General features: G+C 38.7%; 24 protein-coding genes. 4 read left to right on the forward strand and 20 right to left on the reverse strand.

Annotated features, from left to right (window positions below; genetic code table 11):
- Nucleotides 1-92: 92 nt before the first annotated feature.
- Complete coding sequence (locus E6139_RS13715) at nt 93-2,192, forward strand: LTA synthase family protein (RefSeq protein WP_316403633.1); 2,100 nt, start codon at nt 93-95, stop codon at nt 2,190-2,192.
- Nucleotides 2,193-2,229: 37 nt separating this feature from the next.
- On the opposite strand, the gene E6139_RS13720 is transcribed toward E6139_RS13715, so the two are convergent.
- From E6139_RS13720 to E6139_RS13750, 7 genes are all read right to left on the reverse strand, one after another.
- Nucleotides 2,230-4,116 carry an endonuclease MutS2 gene (locus tag E6139_RS13720; RefSeq protein ID WP_316403634.1) on the reverse strand — a complete coding sequence of 629 codons (1,887 nt, stop codon included), beginning with the start codon at nt 4,114-4,116 and terminating at the stop codon, nt 2,230-2,232.
- A gap of 458 nt (nt 4,117-4,574) precedes the next feature.
- The gene (gene asnB / locus E6139_RS13725; protein ID WP_316403635.1) at nt 4,575-6,455 is read right to left on the reverse strand and encodes an asparagine synthase (glutamine-hydrolyzing); all 1,881 of its coding nucleotides are present in this window, start codon (nt 6,453-6,455) and stop codon (nt 4,575-4,577) included.
- 322 nt (nt 6,456-6,777) lie between these two features.
- Nucleotides 6,778-7,809, reverse strand: coding sequence for a hypothetical protein (locus E6139_RS13730; RefSeq protein WP_316403636.1), 1,032 nt, complete (start codon nt 7,807-7,809; stop codon nt 6,778-6,780).
- Nucleotides 7,810-8,658 carry a hypothetical protein gene (locus tag E6139_RS13735; protein ID WP_316403637.1) on the reverse strand — a complete coding sequence of 283 codons (849 nt, stop codon included), beginning with the start codon at nt 8,656-8,658 and terminating at the stop codon, nt 7,810-7,812.
- Between the two features lie 218 nt (nt 8,659-8,876).
- Nucleotides 8,877-9,914 carry a DUF1002 domain-containing protein gene (locus E6139_RS13740; protein ID WP_316403638.1) on the reverse strand — a complete coding sequence of 346 codons (1,038 nt, stop codon included), beginning with the start codon at nt 9,912-9,914 and terminating at the stop codon, nt 8,877-8,879.
- Nucleotides 9,915-10,115: 201 nt separating this feature from the next.
- Nucleotides 10,116-10,298 (reverse strand): hypothetical protein, encoded by a 183-nt coding sequence (locus E6139_RS13745; RefSeq protein WP_316403639.1) that lies wholly within the window; start codon nt 10,296-10,298, stop codon nt 10,116-10,118.
- A 55-nt stretch (nt 10,299-10,353) separates the two neighbouring features.
- Nucleotides 10,354-12,378 (reverse strand): penicillin-binding transpeptidase domain-containing protein, encoded by a 2,025-nt coding sequence (locus E6139_RS13750; RefSeq protein ID WP_316403640.1) that lies wholly within the window; start codon nt 12,376-12,378, stop codon nt 10,354-10,356.
- Nucleotides 12,379-12,444: 66 nt separating this feature from the next.
- Between E6139_RS13750 and E6139_RS13755 the strand changes: the two genes are divergently transcribed.
- On the forward strand, nt 12,445-12,987 hold the full coding sequence (locus E6139_RS13755; protein ID WP_316403641.1) for a guanylate kinase: 543 nt from the start codon (nt 12,445-12,447) through the stop codon (nt 12,985-12,987).
- On the opposite strand, the gene E6139_RS13760 is transcribed toward E6139_RS13755, so the two are convergent.
- The 6 genes from E6139_RS13760 to E6139_RS13785 form a co-directional block, all read right to left on the reverse strand.
- On the reverse strand, nt 12,967-13,626 hold the full coding sequence (locus E6139_RS13760; protein WP_316403642.1) for a GNAT family N-acetyltransferase: 660 nt from the start codon (nt 13,624-13,626) through the stop codon (nt 12,967-12,969). The two genes, E6139_RS13755 and E6139_RS13760, sit on opposite strands and share 21 nt — an antisense overlap.
- Nucleotides 13,616-14,527, reverse strand: coding sequence for a sce7725 family protein (locus E6139_RS13765; protein ID WP_316403643.1), 912 nt, complete (start codon nt 14,525-14,527; stop codon nt 13,616-13,618). Before E6139_RS13765 ends, E6139_RS13760 begins: the two co-directional genes overlap by 11 nt.
- A gap of 4 nt (nt 14,528-14,531) precedes the next feature.
- A complete protein-coding gene (locus E6139_RS13770; protein WP_316403644.1) occupies nt 14,532-15,218 on the reverse strand; it encodes a hypothetical protein in 687 nt (228 codons plus the stop codon).
- A gap of 74 nt (nt 15,219-15,292) precedes the next feature.
- A complete protein-coding gene (locus E6139_RS13775; RefSeq protein ID WP_316403645.1) occupies nt 15,293-16,618 on the reverse strand; it encodes an NAD(P)/FAD-dependent oxidoreductase in 1,326 nt (441 codons plus the stop codon).
- A 2-nt stretch (nt 16,619-16,620) separates the two neighbouring features.
- Nucleotides 16,621-17,574, reverse strand: a complete 954-nt coding sequence (locus E6139_RS13780) for an ABC transporter ATP-binding protein (protein WP_316403646.1) — start codon at nt 17,572-17,574, stop codon at nt 16,621-16,623.
- Nucleotides 17,575-19,110, reverse strand: coding sequence for an ABC transporter permease/substrate-binding protein (locus tag E6139_RS13785; RefSeq protein WP_316403647.1), 1,536 nt, complete (start codon nt 19,108-19,110; stop codon nt 17,575-17,577).
- Nucleotides 19,111-19,354: 244 nt separating this feature from the next.
- On the opposite strand from E6139_RS13785, the gene E6139_RS13790 reads away from it, so the two are divergent.
- Nucleotides 19,355-19,921 carry a hypothetical protein gene (locus tag E6139_RS13790; protein WP_316403648.1) on the forward strand — a complete coding sequence of 189 codons (567 nt, stop codon included), beginning with the start codon at nt 19,355-19,357 and terminating at the stop codon, nt 19,919-19,921.
- Between the two features lie 41 nt (nt 19,922-19,962).
- On the opposite strand, the gene E6139_RS13795 is transcribed toward E6139_RS13790, so the two are convergent.
- The 6 genes from E6139_RS13795 to E6139_RS13820 form a co-directional block, all read right to left on the reverse strand.
- Nucleotides 19,963-20,265 (reverse strand): YciI family protein, encoded by a 303-nt coding sequence (locus E6139_RS13795; protein ID WP_316403649.1) that lies wholly within the window; start codon nt 20,263-20,265, stop codon nt 19,963-19,965.
- Between the two features lie 15 nt (nt 20,266-20,280).
- Nucleotides 20,281-20,580 carry a YciI family protein gene (locus E6139_RS13800; protein ID WP_316403650.1) on the reverse strand — a complete coding sequence of 100 codons (300 nt, stop codon included), beginning with the start codon at nt 20,578-20,580 and terminating at the stop codon, nt 20,281-20,283.
- A complete protein-coding gene (locus E6139_RS13805; RefSeq protein WP_316403651.1) occupies nt 20,580-21,500 on the reverse strand; it encodes a YafY family protein in 921 nt (306 codons plus the stop codon). Before E6139_RS13805 ends, E6139_RS13800 begins: the two co-directional genes overlap by 1 nt.
- Before the next feature lie 112 nt (nt 21,501-21,612).
- Nucleotides 21,613-21,822: a hypothetical protein gene (locus tag E6139_RS13810; protein ID WP_316403652.1), complete on the reverse strand. Its 210-nt coding sequence runs from the start codon at nt 21,820-21,822 to the stop codon at nt 21,613-21,615.
- 77 nt (nt 21,823-21,899) lie between these two features.
- Entirely contained in the window at nt 21,900-22,241 is a 342-nt protein-coding gene (locus E6139_RS13815) for a metal-sulfur cluster assembly factor (protein ID WP_010739126.1), read from the reverse strand.
- A 97-nt stretch (nt 22,242-22,338) separates the two neighbouring features.
- The gene (locus E6139_RS13820) at nt 22,339-23,238 is read right to left on the reverse strand and encodes a YitT family protein (protein ID WP_316403653.1); all 900 of its coding nucleotides are present in this window, start codon (nt 23,236-23,238) and stop codon (nt 22,339-22,341) included.
- A gap of 191 nt (nt 23,239-23,429) precedes the next feature.
- Here E6139_RS13820 and E6139_RS13825 point away from each other — a divergent pair, with 191 nt between their 5' ends.
- Nucleotides 23,430-23,921, forward strand: a complete 492-nt coding sequence (locus tag E6139_RS13825; protein ID WP_316403654.1) for a YajQ family cyclic di-GMP-binding protein — start codon at nt 23,430-23,432, stop codon at nt 23,919-23,921.
- Between the two features lie 152 nt (nt 23,922-24,073).
- Here E6139_RS13825 and E6139_RS13830 read toward each other — a convergent pair whose 3' ends face one another.
- Nucleotides 24,074-26,416, reverse strand: a complete 2,343-nt coding sequence (locus E6139_RS13830; protein ID WP_316403655.1) for a helicase C-terminal domain-containing protein — start codon at nt 26,414-26,416, stop codon at nt 24,074-24,076.
- Nucleotides 26,417-26,589 lie beyond the last annotated feature (173 nt).

Consider the following 26,589-nt stretch of genomic DNA (forward strand, 5'->3'; position numbering starts at 1 on the left):
ATCAGCTTTTATCACACTAATCAGTTTGACCTTCCTTAAAAAAACCGATAAACTATTTAAGTATATGAAAAATAAGTTTAAGGAGCATGAAAATGTCTCATTTAAAAAAATATAAAAACTTCATTAAAACTAGGATTGGCTTCTTCAGCCTGCTAATGGGCCTACTTTGGCTGAAAAATATGTTCGCGTATGTAGTCGATTTTCATTTAGGAATTCAGAGTCCAATGCAATTATTCATTCTATTAATCAATCCTCTGAGTGTTTCAATGCTGCTGCTTTGTATCGGGCTTTTTATTAAACGTTCAAAGGTGGCGTACACGACTCTATTTGTTATTTATGGTTTGCTGACGATCTGGCTCTTTTCGAATGCAGTATATTATCGCGAATTTACAGACTTTATTACGATAAATACGATGCTGGGTGCTGGCCAAGTTTCCACGGGTTTAGGTGAAAGTGCGGTAAGATTGTTCCGTTGGTACGATATCGTTTATATCCTAGATCTATTGATTATTCCGATTCTTCTGTTCAGAAAGAACATCCCATTGGACGATAAGTACCCTCGGTTTCGACAAGCAGCTGCTTTGTCTGCCCTTTCCTTGTTGATCAGCAGTGGGAATATATTCCTGGCTGAGATTGACCGATCCGGCTTATTAAGCCGACAATTTTCCCGAGAAAATTTGGTGAAATATCTCGGCGTGAATGCATTTACTGTTTATGATAGTTATCAGACGTATCAAAACAACCAAATTCGCGCTGAAGCAAGTCCCAACGATTTGAAAGAAGTGAAAAGCTATGTCAAGGATCACTATGCTAAACCAAATGATTCAATGTACGGTATTGCAAAGGGAAAAAATGTGGTCTACATTCATTTGGAAAGCTTCCAGCAGTTCTTAATTGACTATCAGCTACCAGATGAAAATGGTGAAAAACATACAGTAACACCATTTTTAAATAGCTTATATCATGGTGAAAGTACTTATAGTTTTGATAACTTTTTCCATCAAGTCAAAGCTGGTAAAACATCCGATGCTGAAACACTAATGGAAAACTCACTATTTGGTTTGAATCAAGGAGCATTGTTCACCCAAATGGGCGATAAAAATACCTTTGAGGCAGCGCCGAATATCTTGAATCAAAAAGCTGGTTATACCTCAGCAGTGTTTCATGGGCATTCAGCTTCATTTTGGAATCGCGACAAGACCTATAAGCATTTAGGCTTTGATTATTTCTTTGATTCTTCATATTACGATATTAATGATGACAACTCGTTCCAATACGGTATGCATGATAAACCATTCTTGAGTCAATCGGTTCAGTACTTGGAGCGTCTGCAACAGCCGTTTTACGCGAAGTTCATCACAGTTTCGAATCATTACCCTTATTCTCGTTTCAAAAATGAAGAAGATGGATTCCCGTTAGCGAATACCAAAGATGAGACGATTAATGGATACTTTGCTACGGCTAACTATTTGGATACAGCTTTAAAGGAATTCTTTGATTATATGAAGGCCAGTGGACTTTATGATAATTCAATCTTCGTCCTGTACGGCGATCACTACGGAATCTCTAATACACGGAATCGAGAGCTGGCTCCGCTGCTCGGAAAAGATTCCGACAGTTGGACTGATTACGATAATGCTCAATTGCAGCGAGTACCATTTATGATTCATGTACCAGGTGCAACGAATGGCGGTGTCAATCACACTTATGGCGGACAAGTCGATGCCCTCCCTACTCTGCTTCATTTATTAGGGATTGACTCGAAGAAATATCTGCAGTTGGGACAAGATCTATTTTCATCTGAGCATAAGCAAGTCGTAGCCTTCCGCGATGGTGACTTTGTTACACCGCAATACACCTTCTATGGCGGAAAAATGTATGACAATCAAACAGCTCAAGTCATTGACGAGCCGACACCTGAACAAGAGCAGCTTTTCGTTGAATTAAATCAGGATGTTGATCAACAATTGATCACCTCTGATAAGATTACGAATAGTGATCTGCTGCGATATTATCAAGACAGTGGATTAGATCCGATCGATCCAGGCTCATTTGATTATCGTGATCAAAAAGCTCGTTTAGAGGAAATCGAACGGCAAAAAGGCTCGCAGTCTTCAAGCTTATATAGTGAAAACAATCAGAAGTCAACTGTTGGTCTGTATAAGACTAAAACGTATCAACAATATGAATAATAAAAACTCCTCCAGCGTTTCTACTGGAGGAGTTTTTTTAATCTTGTCTTCTGTTCATAGCTTCTTTTCTTAACTTGCGTTGTGCTTTTTTCGATCCGCGATCGATATCACGACGTTCTTTCCGAATATGGAAATCTTCAAATAAGTTTTCAAGCTCATAATCCGCTGGATAAAGCTCAGATGCACGAAATTCAAGTTTGATTCGTCGCTTTGGAACTTCAATAAATTGATCTTCAAGGAATACTGTTACATTGTCAGTGAATGGTACCTCCTGATAGACGAGCGCAGATTTTTGTTGTTCTAATAAGAAAATTTTATCCCCTTTGAAATAAGTTATTTCAACAGCTTCAGTTAGCTGTTTTTTCGTTTTCTTTTTAAAGGTTTTTTTCTCTAGACTGTAATTGCGATCAGTGAAATAATTCTGCGCTTTAGTAATGATCTGATCAGAAATCGCCATTTTTTTGGCGATCCATAACGCGTTACTTTCACCTGTTTGGCCAATTAGTAAGCGATACTTCGGTGTCAGATGCTCAGCATCAAAATCCATAGCAGCAGTAATGAAATCTGGATGCTGTTCGGCAAATCGTTTGATTTCACCGTAATGCGTCGTAGTGATCAAGATACTGCCTTTTTGATAAAACTCCTCCATGATCGCAATTGCTAGTGCTGCTCCTTCATTTGGTTCAGTACCGCTGCCCAATTCATCCAATAATATCAGGCTGTTCTTACTTGTTTGTCGCAAGATATCCGAAATGTTCTGCATATGACCGGAAAAGGTACTCAAGGCATTCTCTATGCTCTGTGCGTCACCGATATCTACAAAAATCTGATCAAAAATCGCGATTTCTGTACCTTCTCTTGCGGGTATCTGTAATCCAACCATTGTCATTAATGTCATTAGGGCGACTGTTTTCAGTACAACTGTCTTTCCGCCAGCGTTTGGTCCAGTGATCGTCAATCCACGGTACTCGTCACCAATTGTCAGATTAAGCGGCACAGCATTTTCAATCAATGGATGGGTCGCAGCTACTAGATGTATATAACCATCTGCATTTATTTCTGGCGTAATTCCTTTCAACTCACGACTAAACTTTCCGCGAGCAAAAATATGATCAAATTCGGCAATGATCTCGATATTTTGTTGAATCAATGGTAAAGCTTCGGCTAACAAACCTGTTAATGTAGCTAAAATTTGGTAGACTTCGGCTTCTTCAACCATCTTATGATATGCTAATTGCTCATTCCAGCGGCTAACATTGCTAGGTTCAATATATGCGGTAGTGCCTTTACTAGATAGTTCAACGATTGTTCCTTTAATTTGCTTCTTATAAGCCGCTTTGATCGGTACAGTGAAAATATCATTTCGTTTAGTGATGATCGCTTCTTGCAATTTTTCCTTATTTTGCCGGATGAATTTCTTCAATAATTCTTGTATCTTGTCTTGTGTTTCAGCAATGTCTCGACGTGCTCGACGTAATTCGCGGCTGGCATCGTCAACGATTCTTCCGTTTCGAATTACTTGATAGATTTCAGCTTCGATCTCATTGAAGTCATTTAATCCCTGACCGTAACGATTCAATGTCGGTGCGATACTTTGATTTTTCTCGAAAAATTGTTGAATCAAGCGCAGGCTACGCAAGAAATCCGCGTATTCTAATAATTCTTGCGGTGTTAAGACAAACCCTTTTTCAAGTTGGTTCGTAATATGTTCGATACTTTGCAACCCCATAAAGGGAACATGCAAGTTACTATCTAATAATTGTTTTGCCTCAGTCGTCTCTGTGAGTCGTTTTTCTACTACTGACAGTTTTGAATGAGGTTTGGTGGCAGTGATTAATTTTTTCCCAAAACTGCTGATTGCATAGCTGCTTAGTTGTTGTCTAATTTCGTTAAATTGTGTTTTTGTAAAAGTTTCGTTATTCATGGTCTCTTCCTTTCAATCTGAAAAGATACCTATCGAGGCCGGGGGAACTTAACAAGAAATATCAGATTATGAATTCTAGGTGCATACGTCTTCGTCAAACATGTCAGAAGTTTAAAATGCCTGACAGCTAGCTCAATCATAAGAATCAACTTTTTATGACGAAAAATTTGAAGTATCTTCGTACGCATACGATTCCACTAGATGCACTAAAGCGCATAGTGGAACTCGCAAAAAAAGCTGTGAAGATTCCTCTTCACAGCCTGACTTCGGATTCATCAGCTTTGATAGGTATCATCTAATTTGGCATGCGAAATAAACCTGTGGTTACAGTCCATTTTCGCTATCTAGTTACTCCAAATTAAATATCTACACTCACCAAGACACCTCATAAATTTTGTTAAGTTTCCTTAGTAATAGTCTAACGTGACCTTTTACATTTGTCAATTCTAAATAAAATTTTACGCGATCGTGGCTGGGACTGGTTTTACCCCATCATTGATAAAGTAAACTTGGTACCAAGTCAAGAAGGTATAAATTGTCCAAATTTTACGACGACCATCGACTGTTCCTGCAAAATTATCATCTAACAGTTTTACGATCTTCTCTTGATCAAAGAATTCGTTGACGAAATCTTGCGTGAATACATCACGAACAATCTGATAAAATTTCTCTTCGCGCAACCAATCTTTGATCGGCACTGGGAAGCCAAGTTTTTCACGGTTATACCATTCTTCAGGTAAATGCCGTGCTGCAGCTTGACGGAATGCGAATTTCGTATTTTCAGCATTAATCAAATATTTAGTAGGAACGATTTCAGAGACCTTCATCATTTCCTTGTCCAACAATGGTACACGAACTTCTAGTGAATTAGCCATTGCCAATTTATCAGCCTTCAATAGGATATCTTTCGGCATCCATTGGTGCATATCCAAATATTGCATTTTTTTGATTTCAGACATATCCTGAACTTTTTCATAATGGACGTCTACAATATCTTTAATTGTAGGACTTTGTTGAAATTCAGGCTGCAGATAATCAACAGCTTCATCTTCTTCAAAGACTTTTGCTTGTCCGATAAAGAATTCTTCTGCCGGGGCCAATGAAGTATACAAATGCAAAGCTCCTTTGAAGGTTTTACCCTTCAAACCTTTTGCGATTGAATAGCGCATATTTTTCGGCAGTTTTTTCAAACCTTCGGCAACAACTTTAACAGCTTTTGATTTCGTATTCATACCATAGGCTTGATAGCCGGCAAATAATTCGTCAGCCCCCTCACCACTTAGTGCGACACGTACATCCCGGCTGGCAAGTTCAGTTAAGAAATATAGCGGAACACATGAAGGGTTTGAATCCGGCTCATCTAAGTGATATTGGATCAATGGGAAGTACTCAAAAGCTTCGTCTCCAGTAACCACACGAGATGTATTGTTCAAGTCGATCAAATCGGCTAGTTTCTTCGCTTCAATTGATTCGTTGTAAGTTTTATCGCCAAACCCGATCGAGTAAGAATGCTCAGGACGCAATACGGCAGTAACATAACTAGAATCAACCCCTGATGATAAGAATGAACCCACTTCAACATCAGCGATCCGATGAGCTTCGACTGATTTTACAACAGTATCATCAATCAAGTCGACCGTCTCTTCCAGCGTCATAGTTGTTTCTTGTTCTTTTACATCCCAGTATTGTTGGATGTCTAATTTGCCATCTTTATAGGTAAAGTAATGTCCTTCTTTAATGCGGTACACATTTTTAAAGAATGTTTCGTCTAAAGCTGAATATTGGAAAGTCATATATGGTTTCAATGCTTCCTTATTCAATTCTTTGACAAAATTTGGGTGTTGCAGAAAGCTCTTGATTTCCGAACCGTACATAAAAGTACCGTTCATCATTGTATAATAAAGCGGCTTGATTCCAAAATGGTCACGAGCACCGAATAATTCTTGTTTTTTTGTATCCCAGATTACAAATGCGAACATCCCACGGATTTTTTGTAATAAGTCAAGGCCGTATTCTTCATAGCCATGCAATAGTACTTCAGTATCCGCATGGGTAGTAAAAATATGCCCCTTAGCGATCAAATCTTCACGAATGCTTTGGTAATTATATATTTCTCCGTTAAAGGTAATGATTTTGGTACCATCTTCATTCTTGATTGGTTGCGTTCCACCTTCTAGATCAATGATACTCAAACGACGAAAGCCTAAAGCAGCACCCTCATCAATAAATTGTCCTGCACTATTAGGTCCGCGATGAACAATCGTATCCATCATATTTTTAACAATTTGTTCTTTTTGCGTTGTATTTGAACGGTCAATAAATCCTACTATTCCACACACAATCTCTACCCTCTTTCAAACATGGTAAACTTGATACTTCTTTCATATCAACTTTCAAAGTATATCATAGGATTTGCGGAGTTTCACGAGTGAACGTGATTTCCTACAAAAAAAGCCTGAAAAATTAATTTTTTTCAAAGAGAAGAGCGTATTTAACTGATTATGAAACGCCTATTCCAAATAAAATAAGAGTAACTTTTTCGGTCAAATTATATCTGGAATATGTCTATTCGATTTATAAAAATATTTTGCACTGATTCGATCTTAAAAAAACAACACCTGTTTACCAAGTAGTTTTGGTGCAACAGGTGTTGTTTCATTATTAATCATTAGTAATCGTTAGCGGCACTAAGAACGGGTATGTGCCAAAGAACTCGATCAGCGATTTATTTTTGCGATCTGTATTCAATTTCAAGCTGCTGGATTCATCTTTGGGACTTTGTTCGATCGTCACCGTCTGATTACCATCCAAAGCGACCAGATAGCTGTGTTCTCCGACTTTCTTGAAGTCGTAATTGTCATTATTCATTGTCGTAATGAAGATTCTGTCCAGTACATCGATTGGTGTTTTGTGATGAAGGTCTACTGACAGGTCTAAAGGCTTGCTGTTGTCCAGAAGGTTGTCATCAAAATCAAACCCTAGCTCCTTCATGTGGGCCATCACGTCATTCATTTCACGACTGAACATAGAATTTTGACCGCTAGTATAGATATGCTTATTATAGCAATCCTTAAGCAAGGTTAAAACAGCGTCGTTCAAAACTGTTACAGTCATCGATTCCGGATAGACTTCCATCAGTTTGATCTTTTCATTACGGAATTTACCATCTGAGGTTGGCATCATGAAACTAAAATTAATGACATTCGCACTTGTTAATCGATAAGAAAGGTTAAAATGTTTGCTTTCCCAAGTAGAAAAATCATTCGTTGAAAGATGCAACCCGTAGTTTTCTAGCGGTTTGATCAATTCAAATGTAAAATATTCCAGCAGAGCTCCTTTTGCGATGGCGGAGATTGAAAACTCTTCATCAACAAAAATTTTCTTAAAGTAATCCAGCAATGTTGGAAAATCAGATTCCATCAAAACTTTTCTGAATTTCAGATCAGCAATCTCTTTTTCGGCATCCTCAATCAAGCGCAGCAGATCCTGATAATTTTCATTCCGATTATCATAATAGTTTAGTGAAGAATCACTGACTGGTTTAGCTGATGGTGCCGCCTTAAAAGTTTCAATTGATTCTTCCATTGGTTCTTCGGGGTGAAGAATTTCTTTTTCGCGAATGTTTAAACTTGGTTCTTCTGATTCGACCAGCGCATCGTATATTTGATTGATTTTGTTCTTCTCTTCGGTCATTTACTCCGCCCCCCTGTTTAAAAAATCCTTGATAAAAATCTCAAGTGCGGCATCCATTTCTTCTAAACCGCCGAACCTTTTTTTGATTAAGCGTAATTCCTTCAATGCAACTGCTTGCTCTAACTCAAGACTGGCGATTTTGCTTTCTAAAGCAATTTTTTGTGATTCGCCAGACAACTGATCCCCAACAAAAGGTGTCCATTCATTACGTTGTTTCTTCAGCTCTTTCAACTTGCCGTCAATCACTTCGACTTCTTCTTCGATTTTTTTGCGGTTCATAAAAGTTTTTGTTTCTTCCAATTCCGCCTTCAGCTTTTCTTGATGAGCGATTTTCCCGTTTATTTCCCGTAATTCCGATTGAGCCGCGATTGTCTTCGCATCAAAATTATCTTGCTGGTCTTGTAATTCTAATAATTTTTCTTTATATTCGCCTTTCATGACCCTTTCCCATTGATCACGAATTTCAGGTAATATTTTTATAGTTGGTTGTGTCGCATCCACCTGCAATACCGAACGTTCGCGGTAATAGCTACCGATTTGGTAATTGATTAGAATTGGTGAAATGATATCCCGCATGATCATAAATGGGAACGTCCTTTGAATTTCTTGATCCAATTTGCTTGTCAAAAAATTATCGATTTCGTGATTCGCATTGCTGGATTGTTGGATTGAAGCGGGCAATTCATTCCAATAGATCTGGTACACGTCGCCCATACGTTCTTCCTTCATTGCTTCTTCCAACCGTTTGATCTGCCCCATCAACCCACCTAACACATCAGAAGCAGATTCCTTCACTGAATCAAATGATGTTTCAGTATGAAGTTCTTCCTGTTTTTCTGGAGTCTCCATCTAAGACCCTCCTTCATTTTAATAGTTAACTATATAATAAATATTACCATAATTATTATTGATCTTACTCTTGGGAAGAAAAAATATTATCATATCTCCTTGAGAATTAGACACCACTCCTCTATTTTACCCCAGTGGAGTCATAATGATAAGCATAAACTGTTGGAGGAAGTAAAAAAAGATTGTGTCTATCTGAAAATATGACACAATCTTTTTGATTAATTTGTTAATCCGCTAAAAAAGTCTTTAACTTGCTGCCATAAGTTTGCAAAAAATCCTTGATTCTCTTCTAAAGTACCTTTCAGTGAATCACCGAATTTTCCTAATTGATCGGATACTTTATTGACAGTTCCTTTAAAGTCGTTACTGATTTTGTCTAGCTGCTGAATAGATTCTTTGTCTAATACACCATCAGTCGTTTGATACTGTTGTGCTAAGGCAACTAATTTACTGATATCATCTTTTGTAACATATTGTGATAAATTATTTTTTTCCAATGCGTCGTTAACGATTTTTTCGACGTCATCTTTGGTTGCTAATTCTCCTTGTTTTTCTTTAAGATCAGCTAACTCTTTCTTAATATCAACCAGTGTTTGATTCAATTGCGCTTTATAAGCTTCATCTGCTTTTTCTTTTTCACTGTCAGACAAGTTTTGATTTTGACTCTGTTCATTCGCTTTATTGACAACCGATTGCGAAACATCTGATGTCGTATCAAGTTCAGTTTGAGCCAATTGTGCTCGCTCTGGATCGACAGTTTCACCATTTGATTCAAAAGCTTTATAAACACCAGTCAAAGCACTTTCACCTGTTACTTTTACGACACTGGCAACCTTAACTGTTGCATCAGTAATACCGGCAGTAACTAAGGGATTTTTGTATTGATCAGCAGTGATTTGGGTAATATTTTCTGGTGTCAGAATTTTAACATTGATCCCTTTCCCCTGATCTTCACGATTCACCACGACAGAACTCAACATAACGCTATCATCACCGCTGCCGTAGCCTAGGTATTTCACCAGATCAGCGCCAGTAGCTTTTTCCATCTTTACACTGTCTTGAGTGATTCCTAATTTATTCATCGTTTCATCTAGTTGTGTTTGATTCAAGCCAGCTCCAGCGACAAACGTCGGCTTTCCCCACCGTTCGTTGATTGCTCCGTCCTCTGAATCAGCATGAGCGTTCGTACTGCTTAGCAAACCAGCTCCTAGTGCCAGGCCTAATCCTGTTAGTAAAATATATTTATGAAATTTCATAATATTGCCTCCTGTTTCTTGATATCACCATTTTAGCCGATTTGGGTTCTTTTACTAACTCAGAACCCTTTTGCTTAAATAATTATTTACAAAACTTAGAATCTCTTAAGCTTTTTCTCGGTCTTAAGTTGGAGGTAAAAATTGGTCTTCTATGGTTTAAAAAAACTTCCCAACAAATTCTGTTGAGAAGTTCAAATACAACTATTTTTCTTTGGTCGTAAAATGAATCTTATCTTGGTCGTCGCGTTCCAAGTAAGTCGTTTCCTTCAAATAACTGAAATGCAATTCTTTGATACTGGAATCTTCCAGCATCGTTTCGTAGCCTTCAAAAATAGCCCGAATGTATTGTTTGTATGCTTGTTTTTTTCGTTGTCGCTTGTTCATAAGACACCGTCCTTCTTGGTTATATTACCAAGCAACGGCTTTTCAGACAAGTATTTTATTGATACGTTTGATTCAAGTAGTTTAACAAGTCTTTCGATAGGTCAGTTGCTGAAGTTCCCTCTGGCTTATTTTCAAGGAATTCAACGACTGAATAATTTTGCTTTTCTGAGTCGAAAGCATATAAGAAACTATTTTCTTGACCTTTTTCATCTTGTTTTTGTTTGATTTCAGCTGTTCCTGTTTTGGCAGCGAGCGGGATATTCAAAGCTGCTAAACTGTGAGCAGTGCCGTTTTCGTCACTAACCACCGCCTGCATGTCATTAGCGACCGTTTCCGCTGAGCTTGTTTTGATTACTTCTTTTTTGTCCTTTGTCTCTTTGTCTGCAATCAGTTTAGGATAAACCATCGTTCCCTTATTTGGAAAAACTGAATAAGCGGTAATTTGCTGAATTGGACTCAATAGCAATTGCCCTTGGCCATATCCTGTATCCGCTAATAGGATCTCGGAATTAAAACTCTTTTCATTTGAGATCTGCGACTTATTCATTGCGATCGGCAAATCAAAATCCTTTCCAAATTCGAATTTATCTAGACCCGCACGGAAAGTTTTTTCTCCCATTTTCAACGTCTCTTGAGCCATATAGATGTTGTCCGAATAGACTAATGCCGTCCGCAAATTAACAGGACTAACATCAGATACCCGCGTAACTTGATAGGAACCCCATGAACTGTCTTTTTGCCATTTTAAACCATTTATTGCTAATTCTTCATCCGGATTCAAGGTGCCCGAGTCTAAACCAATTGCTGCTGTGATGGTTTTAAAGGTTGAACCAGGCGCATAACCTGTAGCGAAACGGCTCATGAAAGGCTGATTTTTATCGTTATTATAGGAATCATAATCTGATTGACTGATGCCGTTAGTCATTTTATTCGGATCAAAGCTTGGTGAACTAGCAGCTACTAACAAATCCCCCGTCTTAGGTGCCATGACAACACTGGACCCAGCTTGACCGTTTAATCCATTAAAGGCGATTTGCTGCGCACGGCTGTCTATTGTTAATTTGACATTTTCGCCATCTTTTTTTTCGATTTTTTGTAATACTTTCTTCTCATTGCCTTCACTGTCAGTGACTGCTAATGAGCCGCCATCTTTTCCTCGTAATTGTTTGTCTAAAGCCATCTCTAACCCGCTGCGACCAATCAAGCTGTCGCTTGCGAGATCATCATTCTTCTTCATATCTTCAGCAGTTACTTTACCCACATACCCAATCAGTTGTGCCGCTGCTTCTTTTAATGGATAAGTCCGACCAGTTGTCTCTTTAACTTCTAAACCATCTGGCATATCTTTTGGAGCATCCGCTGTGGTCTTTAGTGGAACAAAGAAATCATCTTGTACCCAACCTTGTGTTAAAGCTGCTTCAATATCTTTAGTAGTAATGTCTAAGCTTTTAGCAATTGTCTCGATTTTTGCTGTACGATCATTTCCAGTACCAAGATTTTTCGGTACGATTCCTGACTGGTAGACTGTTCCGTTGGCTGCTATCGCCTGCCCATTACGATCAAGGATTTCCCCTCGTGTTGCTGGGTCCACTGAATAATTAATCTTATCCTTGCCAGACATGCCTGGAAAAATCAGATTTGGTTTCCAGTTAATCTCCTTGCCACCGTTTGTTAAAGTACCAGAATATTTTTGATTTTTTAATTGTCCAAAACCAGTGTTTATCGATAATTCATATGAAAATTGATACTGATCGTCTTTTTTCTCAACACTCAAATTTTTCATCTTGATATTTGATGCGCTGATACCGGAAAAGATTGATTGATATTTTTCTACGACTTGTTTACTTGTATAGCCACTATCTTTGATTGATTTGGCATTTAAATTCTTTGGCAGCTGTTGATACTTGCCTTTTTCCAAACTCTTAACAAACGCGGATACTGTTGCTTCTCCTTGTTTTTTTTCTTGACTTGCTTGATAGGCGCGTACACCAAAGAAACCGGCGACAGCCAAAATGATAATACCGATAATAATAATCGGCAGTTTATTTGTTTGTTTTTTATTCCGTGTACTTCTCTCCATATAGGGTCCCCTCCCTAGCATCTTTTGCCCTCTTTCTTTATACTATAAAAAAGGACGTGATTAACTATGAATCATTGCTACTTATTCATTGGCCCGAGCGGTTCAGGAAAAACTAGTTTAGCTGAGAAAGCCTTTACTCCTGACCAAAAAATCATTTCTTATACGACACGTGCTCCACGCGATGGTGAGAAACACGGGCGTGACTACTTCTTTATCTCAAAAAAAGAATTCAAACAGATGGTGAATCGTGATCAATTCGCCGAATATGATGTGTATGATAACCATTTTTATGGCATTGCTAAAGAAACATTACAAGAAGCATTAGCCGCTGGCGATTGTTATGACCCAATCACAACAACAGGTTTTATTAATTTGTACCGTCTATTTGGTGATCAAATGGTGCCTATCTGGATCAATATCTCACAAGAAACCATGATCGCACGTCTTGAAAAAAGAGCAACTGTTGAAGAGCTAGATCGACGACTAGCGATTTTTCAAGAAGACCAAGATAGTCTTGCTCGATTAAAAAAGTTCCCTAATCTAATCGAAATAAATGGTGAAGCATCATTAGATGACATGCTGGATCAGTTATGCCAAGCGCTGAATTAGCTGAAATGCTTTGCGTTCTCCATGTTCGAATGGGAAATGAATCATTCCGCAATACGTGAATCCGAGCTTATCGATTAATGAGAGCATCGGTTTGTTAGCTGGATATGTATCAATTCGAATGTCTTCAAAGCCTAGTGCTTGTGATTGCTTGATTGATGCGGTCAATAACGTTTTACCCAAGCCGATCCCGCGATATTTTTGACTGACTGCCACATGATGCAAGGACACATAAGGTTGATCACCTTGCCATTTGCCCTCGATGGCTTCATAAACGGGATCTTTCCCCGCAATCAATGCTGCGGTTCCAACAATCTCGCCTTTCAAAGTCAGTACATAGCTGGCTTTTTTACGCATATCTTCACGAATCACTCCCTCATGGGGTTCATGCCCATCTTGCCATTGCGGTGATCCTTGTTCTTTTAAATATTGTTTCGCTTCGTTGACTATGACTCCGATGGCTGGTACGTCTTCTAACGTTGTTAAGCGGAAATCAAAATCTTGTTCCTTTAAATCACTAGTCTTCGCCTCATTGCCAAAAGATAAAAGAGCTTCAGCATCTTTTTTACCCATTATACCGCCTAAGAGCTCTCCCATTTGCTTGGCTTGTCTGACGATAAAATCTTCATCTTCATACCCCATTGTTTTTCCACCCTCTCTGCCAATGATCACCTTGCTCTAAAAATGCACCAAGCAATTCTAAATGATGTGCTAATGACCATTTTTTGATCGTTCCCAACCCAGGAAACTTTTTACTTTCCCGATAGTGTAATAACTCCTCTAAACCAAGTGTTAGTAGTAACTGATCTTGATTGCGGGAATACCATTCAAATAATTTTTCTAATGCCTCGAAAAATTTACCTCCTTGATCTTTTGCGCTCTCATTATTGTCAGACACAAAATGTTTGATCCTTAAATTAAGATACGCATCAAAATAACTGATATGAATTGCGATTGCACGACTGGGACCACCTTTATCAAAATAACGACTACCTTCAATTGTATAATCGCTAAAACCCTTTGATTTAGAATCTAAATAAAGGTGTTCGTCGCTATAAAAATCATCCACCTTTTCAGCATAATTGGCAACATTTTTTTTCATCTGAAAAGCTTCTCTGAGTAAAATTTTATTTGGTACATCTAAAATTCTAAATCTTCCTTGATCTGGGATAATGGATATATCAGCATTTTTGATATGTAACTGTTCCTGCTTTCGCGGAGAATGAGCATTGAATAAATAGAGATCTGCTAAAAACGGATTATCTCTGGTAATGATCTCTGCAGGTTTTACACTCGATTGTGAACTTAGCTGCCACTCGAAGCGTTTTTCAGCAAAAAGTTTTGCTGTACCTACCTGAGGATTTGTGATCAAATAACAACAATAATTATTTTGATCGAAGAGCTCGATCGTTTTTTTCAATGTCGCTGAATCTCGAACTGGTTCAATAATAGGACGAATTCTTTCAGACCAGCGTGCTTCTTTGATCAAAGTATTCACCGCTAGCAAGTCGAATTGTTTACCTCTTAGATATGGATAATACATAGCCTCACTCCAATGGTTCAGTTGGTCGACGTCGGACCTGTCTTTGTTGACGTAAAAACTCATAATCCTGTTCCAATGCCCGCAATTCTTCTTCTAAGCTTTCAATTCTAGCGGATTGGACATCTTCTATAAAACGCCGGTAATAATTATTTTCTTGCAAACTATCCTTTTCGTCCAAACGTTTGCGCAATTCTTTATAGAGCTGCTCTGTTGAGAAGAAACTCGGACCGTATGACATCCGTTTCGCCTTTTGAACCTCACGAAATAATGAGGCCATAAACCGTTGTGTTAAAGCGGTCTCTTCAACTTGAAGTTCTCTTCTCAATGGCTTTTTCGCGATGAAAAATGTTCCATTGGCAGGTAGATCCTCAGCCTGTGAATAGGGACGATAAACTAATACACCTATGTCACTGGGAATATCAGCTGATACTTTTTCATACAATTCTTCTGTCAAAACAAAATAATTATAATGACCAATAAAAGAAAGCTTAGCCTTCGAATAAAAATCAGCTTTGGTTACTTTTAGTTCATAGCAGCGCCATTCAGTAGAATTTGGTTTAAAAAAACAAGCCAAAGTATCAACGATGCCTTGTTCTTCAGGCATAGTGACTTCTTCTACGACGATTCCGCCAAGTTCGATACAATAATAATATAGAGCTTTTTCGATTTCTTGTGTTAGTGTTGTTTTCATTTTCTCACCATGGGAACGTATTTTCGTAAACTTTAGCATAATTGCATAAAAAAAAACAGAGGTTGCCCTCTGTTTTAAATAAAATATGAAAGATCGCTGGCGGGACTGGGATACGCAAAGATATATTTCTCTACTTCTTCGTGAGTCATCTTCTTCGTCAGGATGATCAAAAGATAATTGATAACTTCATCAGCGAGCTGGCTTAAGCAAGTGATTGCAGCGATTTTATCTTCTTCATCATAAATTAATTTGATTTTTGCTCCTTGGTCATTAATTCGATGATACGTATACCATCTAGAAAGTTCCATCGTTTGTGAATGATATTTTTCTGGATGAGCAGCAAGTTCTCTTTCACTCACACCGATCCTAGCTAACCGTTGATCGCCAAACACGATTGTTGGAATCATTGGGTACTCTATTTCTTCTGATTCACCATTCATTGCTATTACCACATAACCGGCTTCAAAACCAGCCACTGGTGTCAATTTAGGTTGGCTTTTTGCGACTACGTCCCCACAGGCAAAAATATTTTGTTGTGACGTACGCAAATGATCGTCAACGCTTATTCCACGTTTGTCATAGTTGACGCCAGCCTTCTCCAAATTCAATCCTTCGACATTAGGGACTCGACCGGTTGCACCAATCACCATATCTGCCGTCAATTCAATATTTTCGCCAGTAATACGATATTGTGGATGCAGCAACTCTACTGCTTTCGTGTTCACGTTAAAATGAAATTGAATGCCGTCTGACTTCATATGTTCAACTAAATCAGTCACTAAATCTTGATCGAATTCTTTTAGTGGATGATCATTATGATGAATAATGTGTACTTCTGAACCGGCAGCACTAGCAATTACCGCTAATTCAAAAGCGATATACCCCGCTCCGATAAAAGCGATCTTCTTGGGCAAATGCTCTAATTCCAAAAAGTCCGTACTGCTTTGCAGCAGGTCTTGACCGTCGATTGGCAATACTGAAGGACGCTGTCCTGTTGCAATTAAGAATTGATCCGCCGCTAAGTTTTGATCATCCACAACGATCTGATTGGCATCAATAAAGCTAGCTTGGCCTTGATAACGATCAATTTCTGCAGCATCTAGTCCATCCTTAGTATTTTGTGGAACACTATCGGTATAGCTCCGTTTGAAGGTCATCAAATCTTCCCAAACGATTTTTGGAGCTTGTTCAAAGCCCTTACCGATCATCGTTTCGATTCGTTTTTGAGCTTCTACCCCGCTCATCAACATTTTCTTGGGGTCGCAGCCGCGATTTGGACAAGTACCGCCCCATAAATCCGACTCGATAATTGCTACATTTTTCCCCTGTTCCTTTAAACCATAGGCTGCGGAATTTCCGGCTGGTCCGCTGCCAATCACGATTGCATCATATTTTTTCAATGTTACCCCTCCTGACTTAAGTAACGGAAGACATCGCTCCGGTTGATGATGCCGATAACTTTCCCGTCATGTTTCATGGCAAATGCATCATGCTCAGCCAATAGATCAAAAACTTCACTCAAACTTGTATCTACCTCTAAGGTCAACAATGCTGAATCCGCAGTTTCTGATTTTTGATAGTAACCGCCATTATATAAGGCCTCCAGCGTTTGAGTATAGACTTCATCTGTAGTTTCGTCGAAGAATTCTTCAACAAATTTGTTTGCAGGATGTTTTTGGATTTCTTCCGGTGTATCACATTGAATCAATTTCCCTTCGTGCATCACCGCTATACGGCTGCCGATCTTCATAGCTTCTTTCATATTGTGCGTGACGAAGATAACCGTGTTACCTAATTTTTGATGAAGCTCCAAGACAAGGTCCTGCAAGCTAGCACGAGAAATTGGGTCTAAAGCGCTGAATGGTTCATCCATCAATACAATATCCGGCTCTGAAGCGAGTGCACGAATGATTCCAATTCGCTGCTGTTGTCCGCCAGAGAGTTCGCTAGGCATCCGATCTCTGAATTGTTCTGGATCCATGTCTACTTCCTTCAACAACTCATCTACACGCTTGTTGCGTCGTTCCTTATCCCAACCAAGCATATCTGGGATTACCTCTATGTTTTCCTTAACACTCATTGTTGGGAATAATGCGATCTGTTGTAGCACATAACCGATCTGCCAGCGCAGCTTTTGAATATTATAATCTTTGATTCGTTTTTCCTTAAAGTATAGATTGCCGTCCGTTGGTTCGATCAAGCCATTGATCATTTTCAGCGAAGTAGTTTTACCACTTCCTGAAGGACCAACTAGAACAAAAATTTCTCCCTTTCGAACCTGAAAGTTTAAATCTTTTAAGACAACATTGCCTTCGAACTCTTTACTAACATCTTTAAATTCAATAATCGGTTCCATCTATTTCTCCTCCCCAATGATCTTTTCTTTCACTAAGAAGTCATGAGCAACTTTTGCTGGCTGTTCTTTCTTCACGTTAACCAGATAGTTCATTTCGATCATTTGATCTTCTGTGATTTTACCAGCCAAACGATTCAAGGCTTTGACAATATCTGGATGCTTGTCGGCAAATTCCTTCTTCATCAAAGGTGCACCTTGGTACGGAGGGAAGAGATGCCGATCGTCTTCTAATGTCACTAAGTCATATTGTTTAATCTCACTATCAGTCGAATAAGCATCGATTACATCGACATCTCCATTATTGATAGCTTGATACCGCAACGCTGGTTCCATACTTTGAACCGAGCTTAATTTCACACCGTACTTATCTTGAATTCCGCGATAACCATCTTGACGATCGATGAATTCAAGAGTAAAGCCGGCTTTCAATTGATCCTGCTGTCCTTGTAATTGAGAAATTTTTGTGATACCCCGTTTTTCAGCTTCGCTTTTTTTCATTGCTAAAGCATAGGTATTTTCATAATCCATCGGTTTTAGCAAGCGCATATCAAATTGCGCGTCCAATAATTTATTCGCCTCTTGATAAGTTTTCTCTGGTGACAAATCATCTGGTGTATTTTTCGGTACTTTAACCAAACTTTCTAAGACGGTTCCGGTAAACTCAGGATAGATATCGATTTGATCGCTTTTCACGGCACTAAACAAGAAGCTTGTTTTCCCAAAATTCGGTTTTAGTTCGACATTAATCGACGAATCTTCATCCTTGATGACCTCTTTGTACATGTTGATCAAAATATCTGGCTCTGAACCTAGCTTTCCTGCGATCGTTACTGTTTCAGTACCCATCGGATTGTTCTGAGCAAAGAAAATGCCGCCGATACTTAGACAGATTATTCCTAGAGCAATTAATGTGACCTTCCCGCTACGATTTTGTAGGAAACGGATCAACGTGCTAAAAATAATTGCTAACAATGCTGAACTGATCGCACCGATTAAAGTTAAGTTGGGATCGTTTCGATCGATTCCTAACAAAATAAATGTACCTAGCCCGCCTGCTCCAATTAAAGCGGCTAATGTCGCAGTACCAATAATCAATACTAATGCTGTTCGAACACCAGAAATAATCACTGGCATTGCCATCGGTAATTCTACGCGCATTAGTTTTCTCATTCGGGACATTCCAAATGCATCAGCAGCTTCTTCGATCGATGGATCAATCTCGGCTAATCCAATATAAGTATTTTGGAAAATCGGTAATAGCGCATAGACCACTAAGGCAATCAGCGCTGGAACAGTACCAATGCCTACAAAAGGAATTAATAATCCCAGTAAAGCTAACGAAGGAATTGTCTGCAAAATACTTGTAATTTGCAAAACAACCTCGGCTAATTTTTTCCGTTGGCTTAATAATATCGCTAGCGGAATTGCGATCACTATAGCAATCAGTAAGGCGCTCAAAGAAATCGCTAAATGTTCAAAGATCGCTGATAATAGATCGTCTTTTCTTTCACTAAATGTATTAATTAATTCATTCATAAAATATCCTCTCAAAATTATGACTTATTCTTAGTATAACTTAATCAAAAAAGTAGGCAAAAAGATTGGCTCGTATAAAAAGTAGTATAATGACGATTAGATTATCGAATAAAATCGACACTTATAGAAATTCTTCTTCAGTGCAAGTCTATCCTACACTAGGGTAACACTTCTTATATTATATAGAATTGAAACTGACTCAAGTTTGCATTCTAAAAAAAGCAAAAAGAAAGCAGGAAAATTGATGAAAACAATCGAAAATCTAAAAAAAATTCAACGCCAGGACAAAAACAACACGTACTCATATATTAATTCTCACTATTATAATTGGTTCAAAGCAATTGATTTGAATTTGTTAAATAGTGATGGTTTTACCAATTATTTCTCGCGTATGAAACAAAATGAACCAGACGTATTTGAGGCTGTACAAGAAAAAGTTTTGAACGCAACCATCACAGCCTTTCAGCAAGACCTCTCTGATTCAGATAGTTTTGTTTTGGTAACTGCTGCATGGGCAAATGGGTTCGTACCTGAGAAAGCTGCTTCTGCCCTACAGGATTTTGATCGGTATTTGACTAATTACACTATTCAAAAAGACCCATTGATCGGGATCAATCAGATGAATGCTGACTTCAATCAAGTATTGCTGCAGCATCTGCCAAAAGTACGTCGTCAGGACTTACGCTTAATCTATCGATTGCTCTTATTGAAAGAAGCTTCATCAAATGAGATTGGCACAGAATTAGAATCGTTAAACGAACCGACCAGAAGAAGAGCTGAAGCTATAATGAAACTGTTCCAAGGTCTTTAAAACAAAAAGAAACGACCACTCAACCGTCGTTTCTTTTTTTATTACTTCTCTGTTGGCGTAACCATTACATACCACTGCTTTAATTCATAACGATATACCCCGTCTTGAAACACCGGATCAGCCTCCGAAATCGCCTTCGCTTCAGCTAAATTTTCCGCTTCAAAAATGATCATCGCGCCATCAATCTCCTCAGTGGCCATATCACCAAATACTCCTGCTGTTAAGTAACGTTCTTCTGAAAGCTTCTTCAAATATGCGGCAGAATCCATCGCTACTTGTTCGCTAACCTCGCCTTCTCCAGTCCGATAATCGGTTCGCACGAAAAGCATACTTCCTTCTTTCATTTTATTTCCCCTCTCCTATAATAAATAATTATTTTCTTTATTAGCAATTTGCAACCTATGAAGTTCATATGTAGCATACCCTGCGACAATCAAAGGTTCTTTTTGACAAATCGCCTCTGCTTCTTCATAGCTTTTTGCCTTGAGAATGAACATTCCGGCCATTCTAGGAAATCCCTTAAATGCTCCAGCTAGTTCAATGTTCCCCGCTTCATCCAGCTTCCGCAGATTTTCGACATGCTCTGTCACTCCTGCTTTATTCAATCGACGATACTCTTTTGTTTTCTTGATCATCATGACAAACAACCATTCTTCCATTAGTCTTCCTCCTCTTTTATATACTGATACGCGATTTTTTTTGCACGTTTTTTTAATTCAATCCGGGCTGCAGCAGGTTCGAGTACTTCAACATACGTCCCAAACGAAAGCAACCGATGATAGGTCCATTCGTTCAAAGGATACTGAACAGTCACTAAGTAGCTTCCATCAGAACAACGCTCAACCTGATCCTCGTGAAACTCATCGAATAATCGGTAGGACATCTCAGCAGCAATAAGTAATTTGAAAGATACAAATTCAATAGTATAAGTTGATTCACCTAAAGAAAAATCCTCTGGCAGTATTCGTTCAAATTGTGTATTCGTGACATTGAGCCTTTTCATACGAGATAAACGAAAAACTCTGATTGCTTTATTCGTGTGGCAATAACCCACGATATACCATGCGTGTGATTTGAAAATCAAACGCAGCGGATCAATCATTCTTTCGGAGCGCTGCAGCTCAGAATTGAAATACTCAAAAGTCAGTACATACTTTTCGGTAATGGCTCGGCGTAATTCTGAGATCGTGATTTTCTCATCATCGCTGCTGCCCCAGTGACTAAAATCAATTTCCAGCCAGTCATTGATTAATGGCTGATCAAAAAGGGCACCGATTTTATTTAAAGCCTGTTCAGCATCCGGATAATTTGAAGCCTGAAGAATTTGCAGACCTTGATAAATCTGGACTTGCTCATCATTCGTCAGAAAAGACTTATTTAGAGCATATCCATCCATCAATGAAATACCCCCACCAGTTCCTTTCTTTGAAATAATCGGGATTCCAGCTAGAGTCAGCGTCGTGATATCCCGATATATCGTGCGAGTCGAAACACTGAAGTAATCCGCCAGCTCTTTTGCAGTGACCTGTTTCCGGCTAACGATATAAAAGATCATTTGCACCAACCGTTCAATCTGCATATCTTTCCTTCCTTTCTTCCAAAACTATATCAATGCTAATGCGACAATAAGCTGTCATATTAAAAAAGAAAAAACAGATGCAAAACACATTTTTTATGTCCTGCATCTGTTTTTAAGACAATCTAGTAATTTCTCGCTCAATCAAAGCAAGTGAAAGTCTCAGTGCCTTCACTCGTTCTCGCGATAAGGTAATTTGAGCCTTCATGTTTCGCCCAGTGGCTTGCTTCTCCTCTAGCGAAACAATTGCCTGCTCAATTTTATGCAATGTTGAAGACAATGATTTCTTTGCGGCTAGATAATCTGCTAGTTGATAATCTTCCATCTTAGTCTCGCCCCTTTCCTCGATTATAGCAAAAAAAGTCCCCTCTTAAGGAAGAGGAGACAGATTCTTTTGTTAAATTAGCGAATCCCTAAAGCAATTCGTGCGTAACGGCTCATTTTATCCGTTGTCCATGCGGGATACCAAACGAGCTTCACTTCTACATTCGTTACCTCTGGAATCTCAGACAATGCTGATTGAATATTGTCTGTTAAGATGTCTGCTAACGGACACCCCATAGTGGTCAAGGTCATCTTGATCACAGTGTTCCCAGTTTGTTCGAAGTCTACTTCATAAATCAAACCAAGGTTGACGATATCAATACCTAACTCTGGGTCAATAACTGACTCTAAAGCGGTCAAAATAGTTTCTTTGATTTCTGCTACTTCTGCATCGGTCCATTTTTGTGTGTTCTCTTCCACCTGCTCCACTCCCTTTCGAGTTTCAAGATGTATTTTACTCTATCTCAAGGCTTTTGTAAATGAGAATTGAAACCCGTTTATTCTCATTTAAGAATCCTTATTTATTATTTTGCGAATTTTTTATTTGTAGTTGTTCGTCGTGAGTCAAGAAAGTCCCCACTACAGAATCCGTTGCCACAATATTTGTGAATGAATGTGGATCTACATCCGCAACCACTTGTTTCAGCGTATATAATTCATAGCGAGTGAAAACGATCATGATCATTTCTCGTTCACTAGAACTAAATCCTCCACGTGCCTGGATGACTGTCATTCCTCGAAGCAGTTCGTTGCTCAGGGCTGCTCGCATTTCGACGCTTTTATCTGTAGTAACAAAGGCAGTCATCTTCTGATGGCTAGTATGAACATAGTCAACAACAGTACTCATAGTAAATATCGTAATAATCGTATATAAGGCGCTCTCCCAAGTAAAGAAGAAACCTGCAACCACTACAATCACACCATTTAAGAGCATCATATAATTTCCGACTGTTCGACCAGTCGTTTTGGATAATAGTAAGGAAACGATGTCTAAGCCGCCTGTAGTAAAACCAAACTTCAAAGAAAATCCTGCTCCAATGCCCAGTAATACACCACCAGTAATGGCATTCATCAAAACATTATCCGTTACTTGACCAACAGGCACCAGGGTCGTGAAAACTGACATTGAGATGACGTTAGCAAAACTTAAAATCATCGCAGATTTTCCTAATTTAATGAATCCTAAGATAAATACCGGAACGTTCAGAAGAAAGATCAAAATCCCGGTATCAATGGATAAACCAGTATTTGACAGTAAATGCTCAACGATTTGAGCAATTCCGGTCATCCCGGCTGAAAAAACATTTGCTGGAATCAAGAAATAGTTCAAGCCGACCGCGCCAGTCAGCCCGGTAAATAAAATGACAAGGATTTTTTTCGTCAAATCCTTAGATGTATAATTGATAACCTTCTGCATCCGATAATTCCTCCTTTAATTCAAACCTATAATAGAGTAACAGGTTCACTCCGCAATAATCAATCGTTTTCAATAATTGATTGGAGAATAATCATAGCTTTCTTAGCAATTTTTGATAAACTATAAGAAAAGGATCAGGATATCGATTGTCACTAATGAGATTCTGATCGAATGGAATAAGGAGGATGTCTATGGCAAAGGATGCAAGCTTTGATATCGTTTCAGAACTGAACAAAGAGGAAGTCAAGAATGGGGTCCAAATCGCCCTGAAGGAATTGAAAAATCGTTTCGATTTTAAAGGAAGCCTATTTGATATCAAGCTAGAAGGAAATCAACTGGTGATAAAAGCTGAGGATGAATATAAAATCGAACAAGTCAAGGATGTTTTGTTCAGCAAGTTGATCAAGCGTGGGGTCCCACTAAAGAATATTCAATTTTCTGATTCTGAACATGCGCTAGGTGGAAATGCTCGCCAGGCTGCGGAGTTAGTGAATGGAATTGATAAGGAAAGTGCAAAAAAACTCACTACTGCAATTAAAAACAGCAAAATTAAAGTGAAAGCACAAATACAAGAAGATCGGCTACGAGTTACTGGAAAAAGCCGAGATGATCTACAGCAAGTAATCGCGTTAGTAAAGAATATCGATTTACCCATTGATGTTCAATTTACTAATTATCGTTAAAAAAAGCCGACAGAAAATGTCGGCTTTTAGTTTGATCTCTTCTAGGGCTGTCTATGTGCTAATTACTTTAACAAAGATGTTTTATAAATATTTTATATGCGATATTTTTATTTTGTCCTTCTGTAATGAAAGCTCTTGTTTAGTCATTTTACCTATTTTCTCGATTGCCAAAAATCCTGTGCTGTTCTTTCAACGTCTTCTGCACCATAGACAACTTTGCGATCCGACCAACTGATCGGTAACAGGTTTTGATAATGTGGATTCGTGTAGCGCTGATCTAACAATAAGATGATCCCTCGATCTTCCATCGTTCGGATCACTCGACCGGCAGCTTGGATGACTTTGTTCATCCCCGGCAGCTGATAAGCGTAACTAAATCCCTGATTGCGTTTTTCATCATAATACTCTTTGATCAATTCTTGTTCATGATTGATTTGCGGTAAGCCTACACCAACAACGACTGTACCAATTAATCGTTCGCCAACTAAATCAATGCCTTCTGAAAAAATCCCCCCCAGTACACAAAAACCGATCAAGGTATCATTTGGCTGATCGACAAAAGCGGCTAAGAATTCTTCTCTTTCCGCCTCGTTTAATTTTGATCCTTGAATCTGGATCGAATATTCCGGGTAAACATCATGAAAATAATCTGCGACTTGATCCAAATACTGGAATGATGGGAAGAAAACCAGATAATTCCCTGTCTTAGTTTTTACAAGGCGTTCAATCGATGCTGCAATTCTTGGGATGCTCTGGGTTCGTTTTTGATAGGTCGTTTGGATGCTGGCGTCCACCATGACTAAACGATTTTCATTTGGAAACGGACTTGGCAAACGGTAAGTTAAGCTGTCTTCGCCCCCGCCTAAAACTTCCTGATAATAATCTAAAGGAGAAAAACTGGCTGAGAATAGAATACTACTTCCAACCTTCTCCATCGTTTGTTCTAAAAACCATGATGGATCGATGCAATACTCTTTGACAATCAGATCATAACTTTTATGCTCAACTGTCGTCTCATAATGATCATCATAAAACTCACTCATTCGTGTAAAGCGAATAATCTCAAAATAGACTGGCAGCATCTTTTGTTGAGCTGGATGATCAGGATGTTCTGCCAACCATTCTTTGATCTGTTCCTGCAATTTGAACAAACTATTGATCAAGTTTTCCGGTGCTGCTTTTTGATGAAGATAGGCTTCTCCATCTAATGCTTGATGGATCAATTCAAACTCATTGTCGACTCGAGTAAACGCACGATTCAGTTTTTTAAAGGATTTGTCTAATTCCTTCTGCATCTGAGCGATATTCTCTCTGGAAATACTGGCAGAATACATTTCTTTTGATCGATTGACTAAATTGTGGGCTTCGTCAACTAAGACTAGGTTCGTTTTGTTTTCTTCTTCAAAGAAGCGTCTTAAGTAGACAGTCGGGTCGAATAGATAGTTATAGTCTCCTACTACTAAATCGCAAAAACGACTGACGTCCAAGGATAATTCAAACGGACAAAGCTCATGTTTTCGCGCGTATTCCTCGATCACTGGTCGTGTATACTGATCATCATTATTCAACATATCCCAAAGACCATCGTTCACCCGATCGTAATACCCTTTCGCAAAAGGGCAATGCTCTGGTGTACAATTACGTTCTGTTAAAAAACAAATTTTATCCTTTGCTGTTAAAGTGACACTTTTAACTCGCGCATCTTTTTTCGTTATCTTCGTAACTGTTTCTTCGGCAACCTGTCGCGTGATTGTTTTAGCGGTGAGATAAAAAATGCGCTCCCCTAATCCTTCTCCCATCGCCTTGAATGCAGGAAAAAGTGTCGACATGGTCTTACCTGTCCCAGTAGGTGCCTCAACGTATAGCTTTTGCTGTGCATGAATCGTTTTATAGACCGCCGCAGCCAACTCTCTTTGTCCAGCCCGATACGTATCAAAAGGAAATGCTAAAGCTTTTAATGAATCGTTCCGAGTTTCTCGCCATTGTAGCTGGAAGACTAACCAGTTTTCATACTGCTCGATCAAATCGTTAAAAAAATCTGTCAGCTCTGCAAAGGTAAACGTACGAACCTGCCGTGTGATTTTTTCTTCAGTAGTTTGAAAATAAGTCAAACGAGTACCAATTTCTGTTAATTCTTCCTGCTCGCTGTAGATATAGGCATAAACCATCGCTTGATAAAAATATAAATCAATGATTCCAGCCTCAAGTTCCTCAAAAGGTGTTTCCGATGTTTTAATTTCATCAATGTAGACTCTATCTTCTTCTATATAAATACCATCAGCTCGCCCTTCAATTTGAACGGCTGTTTCCGCAATCTCGATTGGCTTCTTCAACCAAACTTCTTTTTGATACCCTTCTCCTGCTTCTTTTTGCAATTTACGGTGAATCCGTGCGCCTTCTTGAGGTGTATGATTGCTGTTTTTTCCTTCATCAATACTTCCGCTTCGTAAAATAAATTCTACTAGTTCACGAATCGCAATTTTTTTGACTGCCATTTTGCCACCTCGTTCTTTGCTTCTTTGTAGGATGTTAAAATCATTGCGCTGTTTCACCATAGAAGATTTTCTGTCCTTCGTCAAGTTTTATTCGTCTATAACTTCTCCTTCTGATTGATGAAGTCATTTTGACAAATGCTGATTCGAAACATCAAAATCGTTCAGGGAAGCCA

The sequence above is a fragment of the Enterococcus sp. genome (assembly GCF_032555305.1).
Taxonomy (GTDB): Bacteria; Bacillota; Bacilli; order Lactobacillales; family Enterococcaceae; genus Enterococcus_A.

What these genes read in the sequence shown, in the direction of transcription:
- E6139_RS13715 (WP_316403633.1), top strand. Translation starts at nt 93, where the DNA reads ATGTCTCATTTAAAAAAATATAAAAACTTCATTAAAACTAGGATTGGC.
- E6139_RS13720 (WP_316403634.1), bottom strand. Translation starts at nt 4,116, where the DNA reads ATGAATAACGAAACTTTTACAAAAACACAATTTAACGAAATTAGACAA.
- E6139_RS13730 (WP_316403636.1), bottom strand. Translation starts at nt 7,809, where the DNA reads ATGACCGAAGAGAAGAACAAAATCAATCAAATATACGATGCGCTGGTC.
- E6139_RS13735 (WP_316403637.1), bottom strand. Translation starts at nt 8,658, where the DNA reads ATGGAGACTCCAGAAAAACAGGAAGAACTTCATACTGAAACATCATTT.
- E6139_RS13740 (WP_316403638.1), bottom strand. Translation starts at nt 9,914, where the DNA reads ATGAAATTTCATAAATATATTTTACTAACAGGATTAGGCCTGGCACTA.
- E6139_RS13745 (WP_316403639.1), bottom strand. Translation starts at nt 10,298, where the DNA reads ATGAACAAGCGACAACGAAAAAAACAAGCATACAAACAATACATTCGG.
- E6139_RS13750 (WP_316403640.1), bottom strand. Translation starts at nt 12,378, where the DNA reads ATGGAGAGAAGTACACGGAATAAAAAACAAACAAATAAACTGCCGATT.
- E6139_RS13755 (WP_316403641.1), top strand. Translation starts at nt 12,445, where the DNA reads ATGAATCATTGCTACTTATTCATTGGCCCGAGCGGTTCAGGAAAAACT.
- E6139_RS13760 (WP_316403642.1), bottom strand. Translation starts at nt 13,626, where the DNA reads ATGGGGTATGAAGATGAAGATTTTATCGTCAGACAAGCCAAGCAAATG.
- E6139_RS13765 (WP_316403643.1), bottom strand. Translation starts at nt 14,527, where the DNA reads ATGTATTATCCATATCTAAGAGGTAAACAATTCGACTTGCTAGCGGTG.
- E6139_RS13770 (WP_316403644.1), bottom strand. Translation starts at nt 15,218, where the DNA reads ATGAAAACAACACTAACACAAGAAATCGAAAAAGCTCTATATTATTAT.
- E6139_RS13780 (WP_316403646.1), bottom strand. Translation starts at nt 17,574, where the DNA reads ATGGAACCGATTATTGAATTTAAAGATGTTAGTAAAGAGTTCGAAGGC.
- E6139_RS13785 (WP_316403647.1), bottom strand. Translation starts at nt 19,110, where the DNA reads ATGAATGAATTAATTAATACATTTAGTGAAAGAAAAGACGATCTATTA.
- E6139_RS13790 (WP_316403648.1), top strand. Translation starts at nt 19,355, where the DNA reads ATGAAAACAATCGAAAATCTAAAAAAAATTCAACGCCAGGACAAAAAC.
- E6139_RS13795 (WP_316403649.1), bottom strand. Translation starts at nt 20,265, where the DNA reads ATGAAAGAAGGAAGTATGCTTTTCGTGCGAACCGATTATCGGACTGGA.
- E6139_RS13800 (WP_316403650.1), bottom strand. Translation starts at nt 20,580, where the DNA reads ATGGAAGAATGGTTGTTTGTCATGATGATCAAGAAAACAAAAGAGTAT.
- E6139_RS13805 (WP_316403651.1), bottom strand. Translation starts at nt 21,500, where the DNA reads ATGCAGATTGAACGGTTGGTGCAAATGATCTTTTATATCGTTAGCCGG.
- E6139_RS13810 (WP_316403652.1), bottom strand. Translation starts at nt 21,822, where the DNA reads ATGGAAGATTATCAACTAGCAGATTATCTAGCCGCAAAGAAATCATTG.
- E6139_RS13820 (WP_316403653.1), bottom strand. Translation starts at nt 23,238, where the DNA reads ATGCAGAAGGTTATCAATTATACATCTAAGGATTTGACGAAAAAAATC.
- E6139_RS13825 (WP_316403654.1), top strand. Translation starts at nt 23,430, where the DNA reads ATGGCAAAGGATGCAAGCTTTGATATCGTTTCAGAACTGAACAAAGAG.
- E6139_RS13830 (WP_316403655.1), bottom strand. Translation starts at nt 26,416, where the DNA reads ATGGCAGTCAAAAAAATTGCGATTCGTGAACTAGTAGAATTTATTTTA.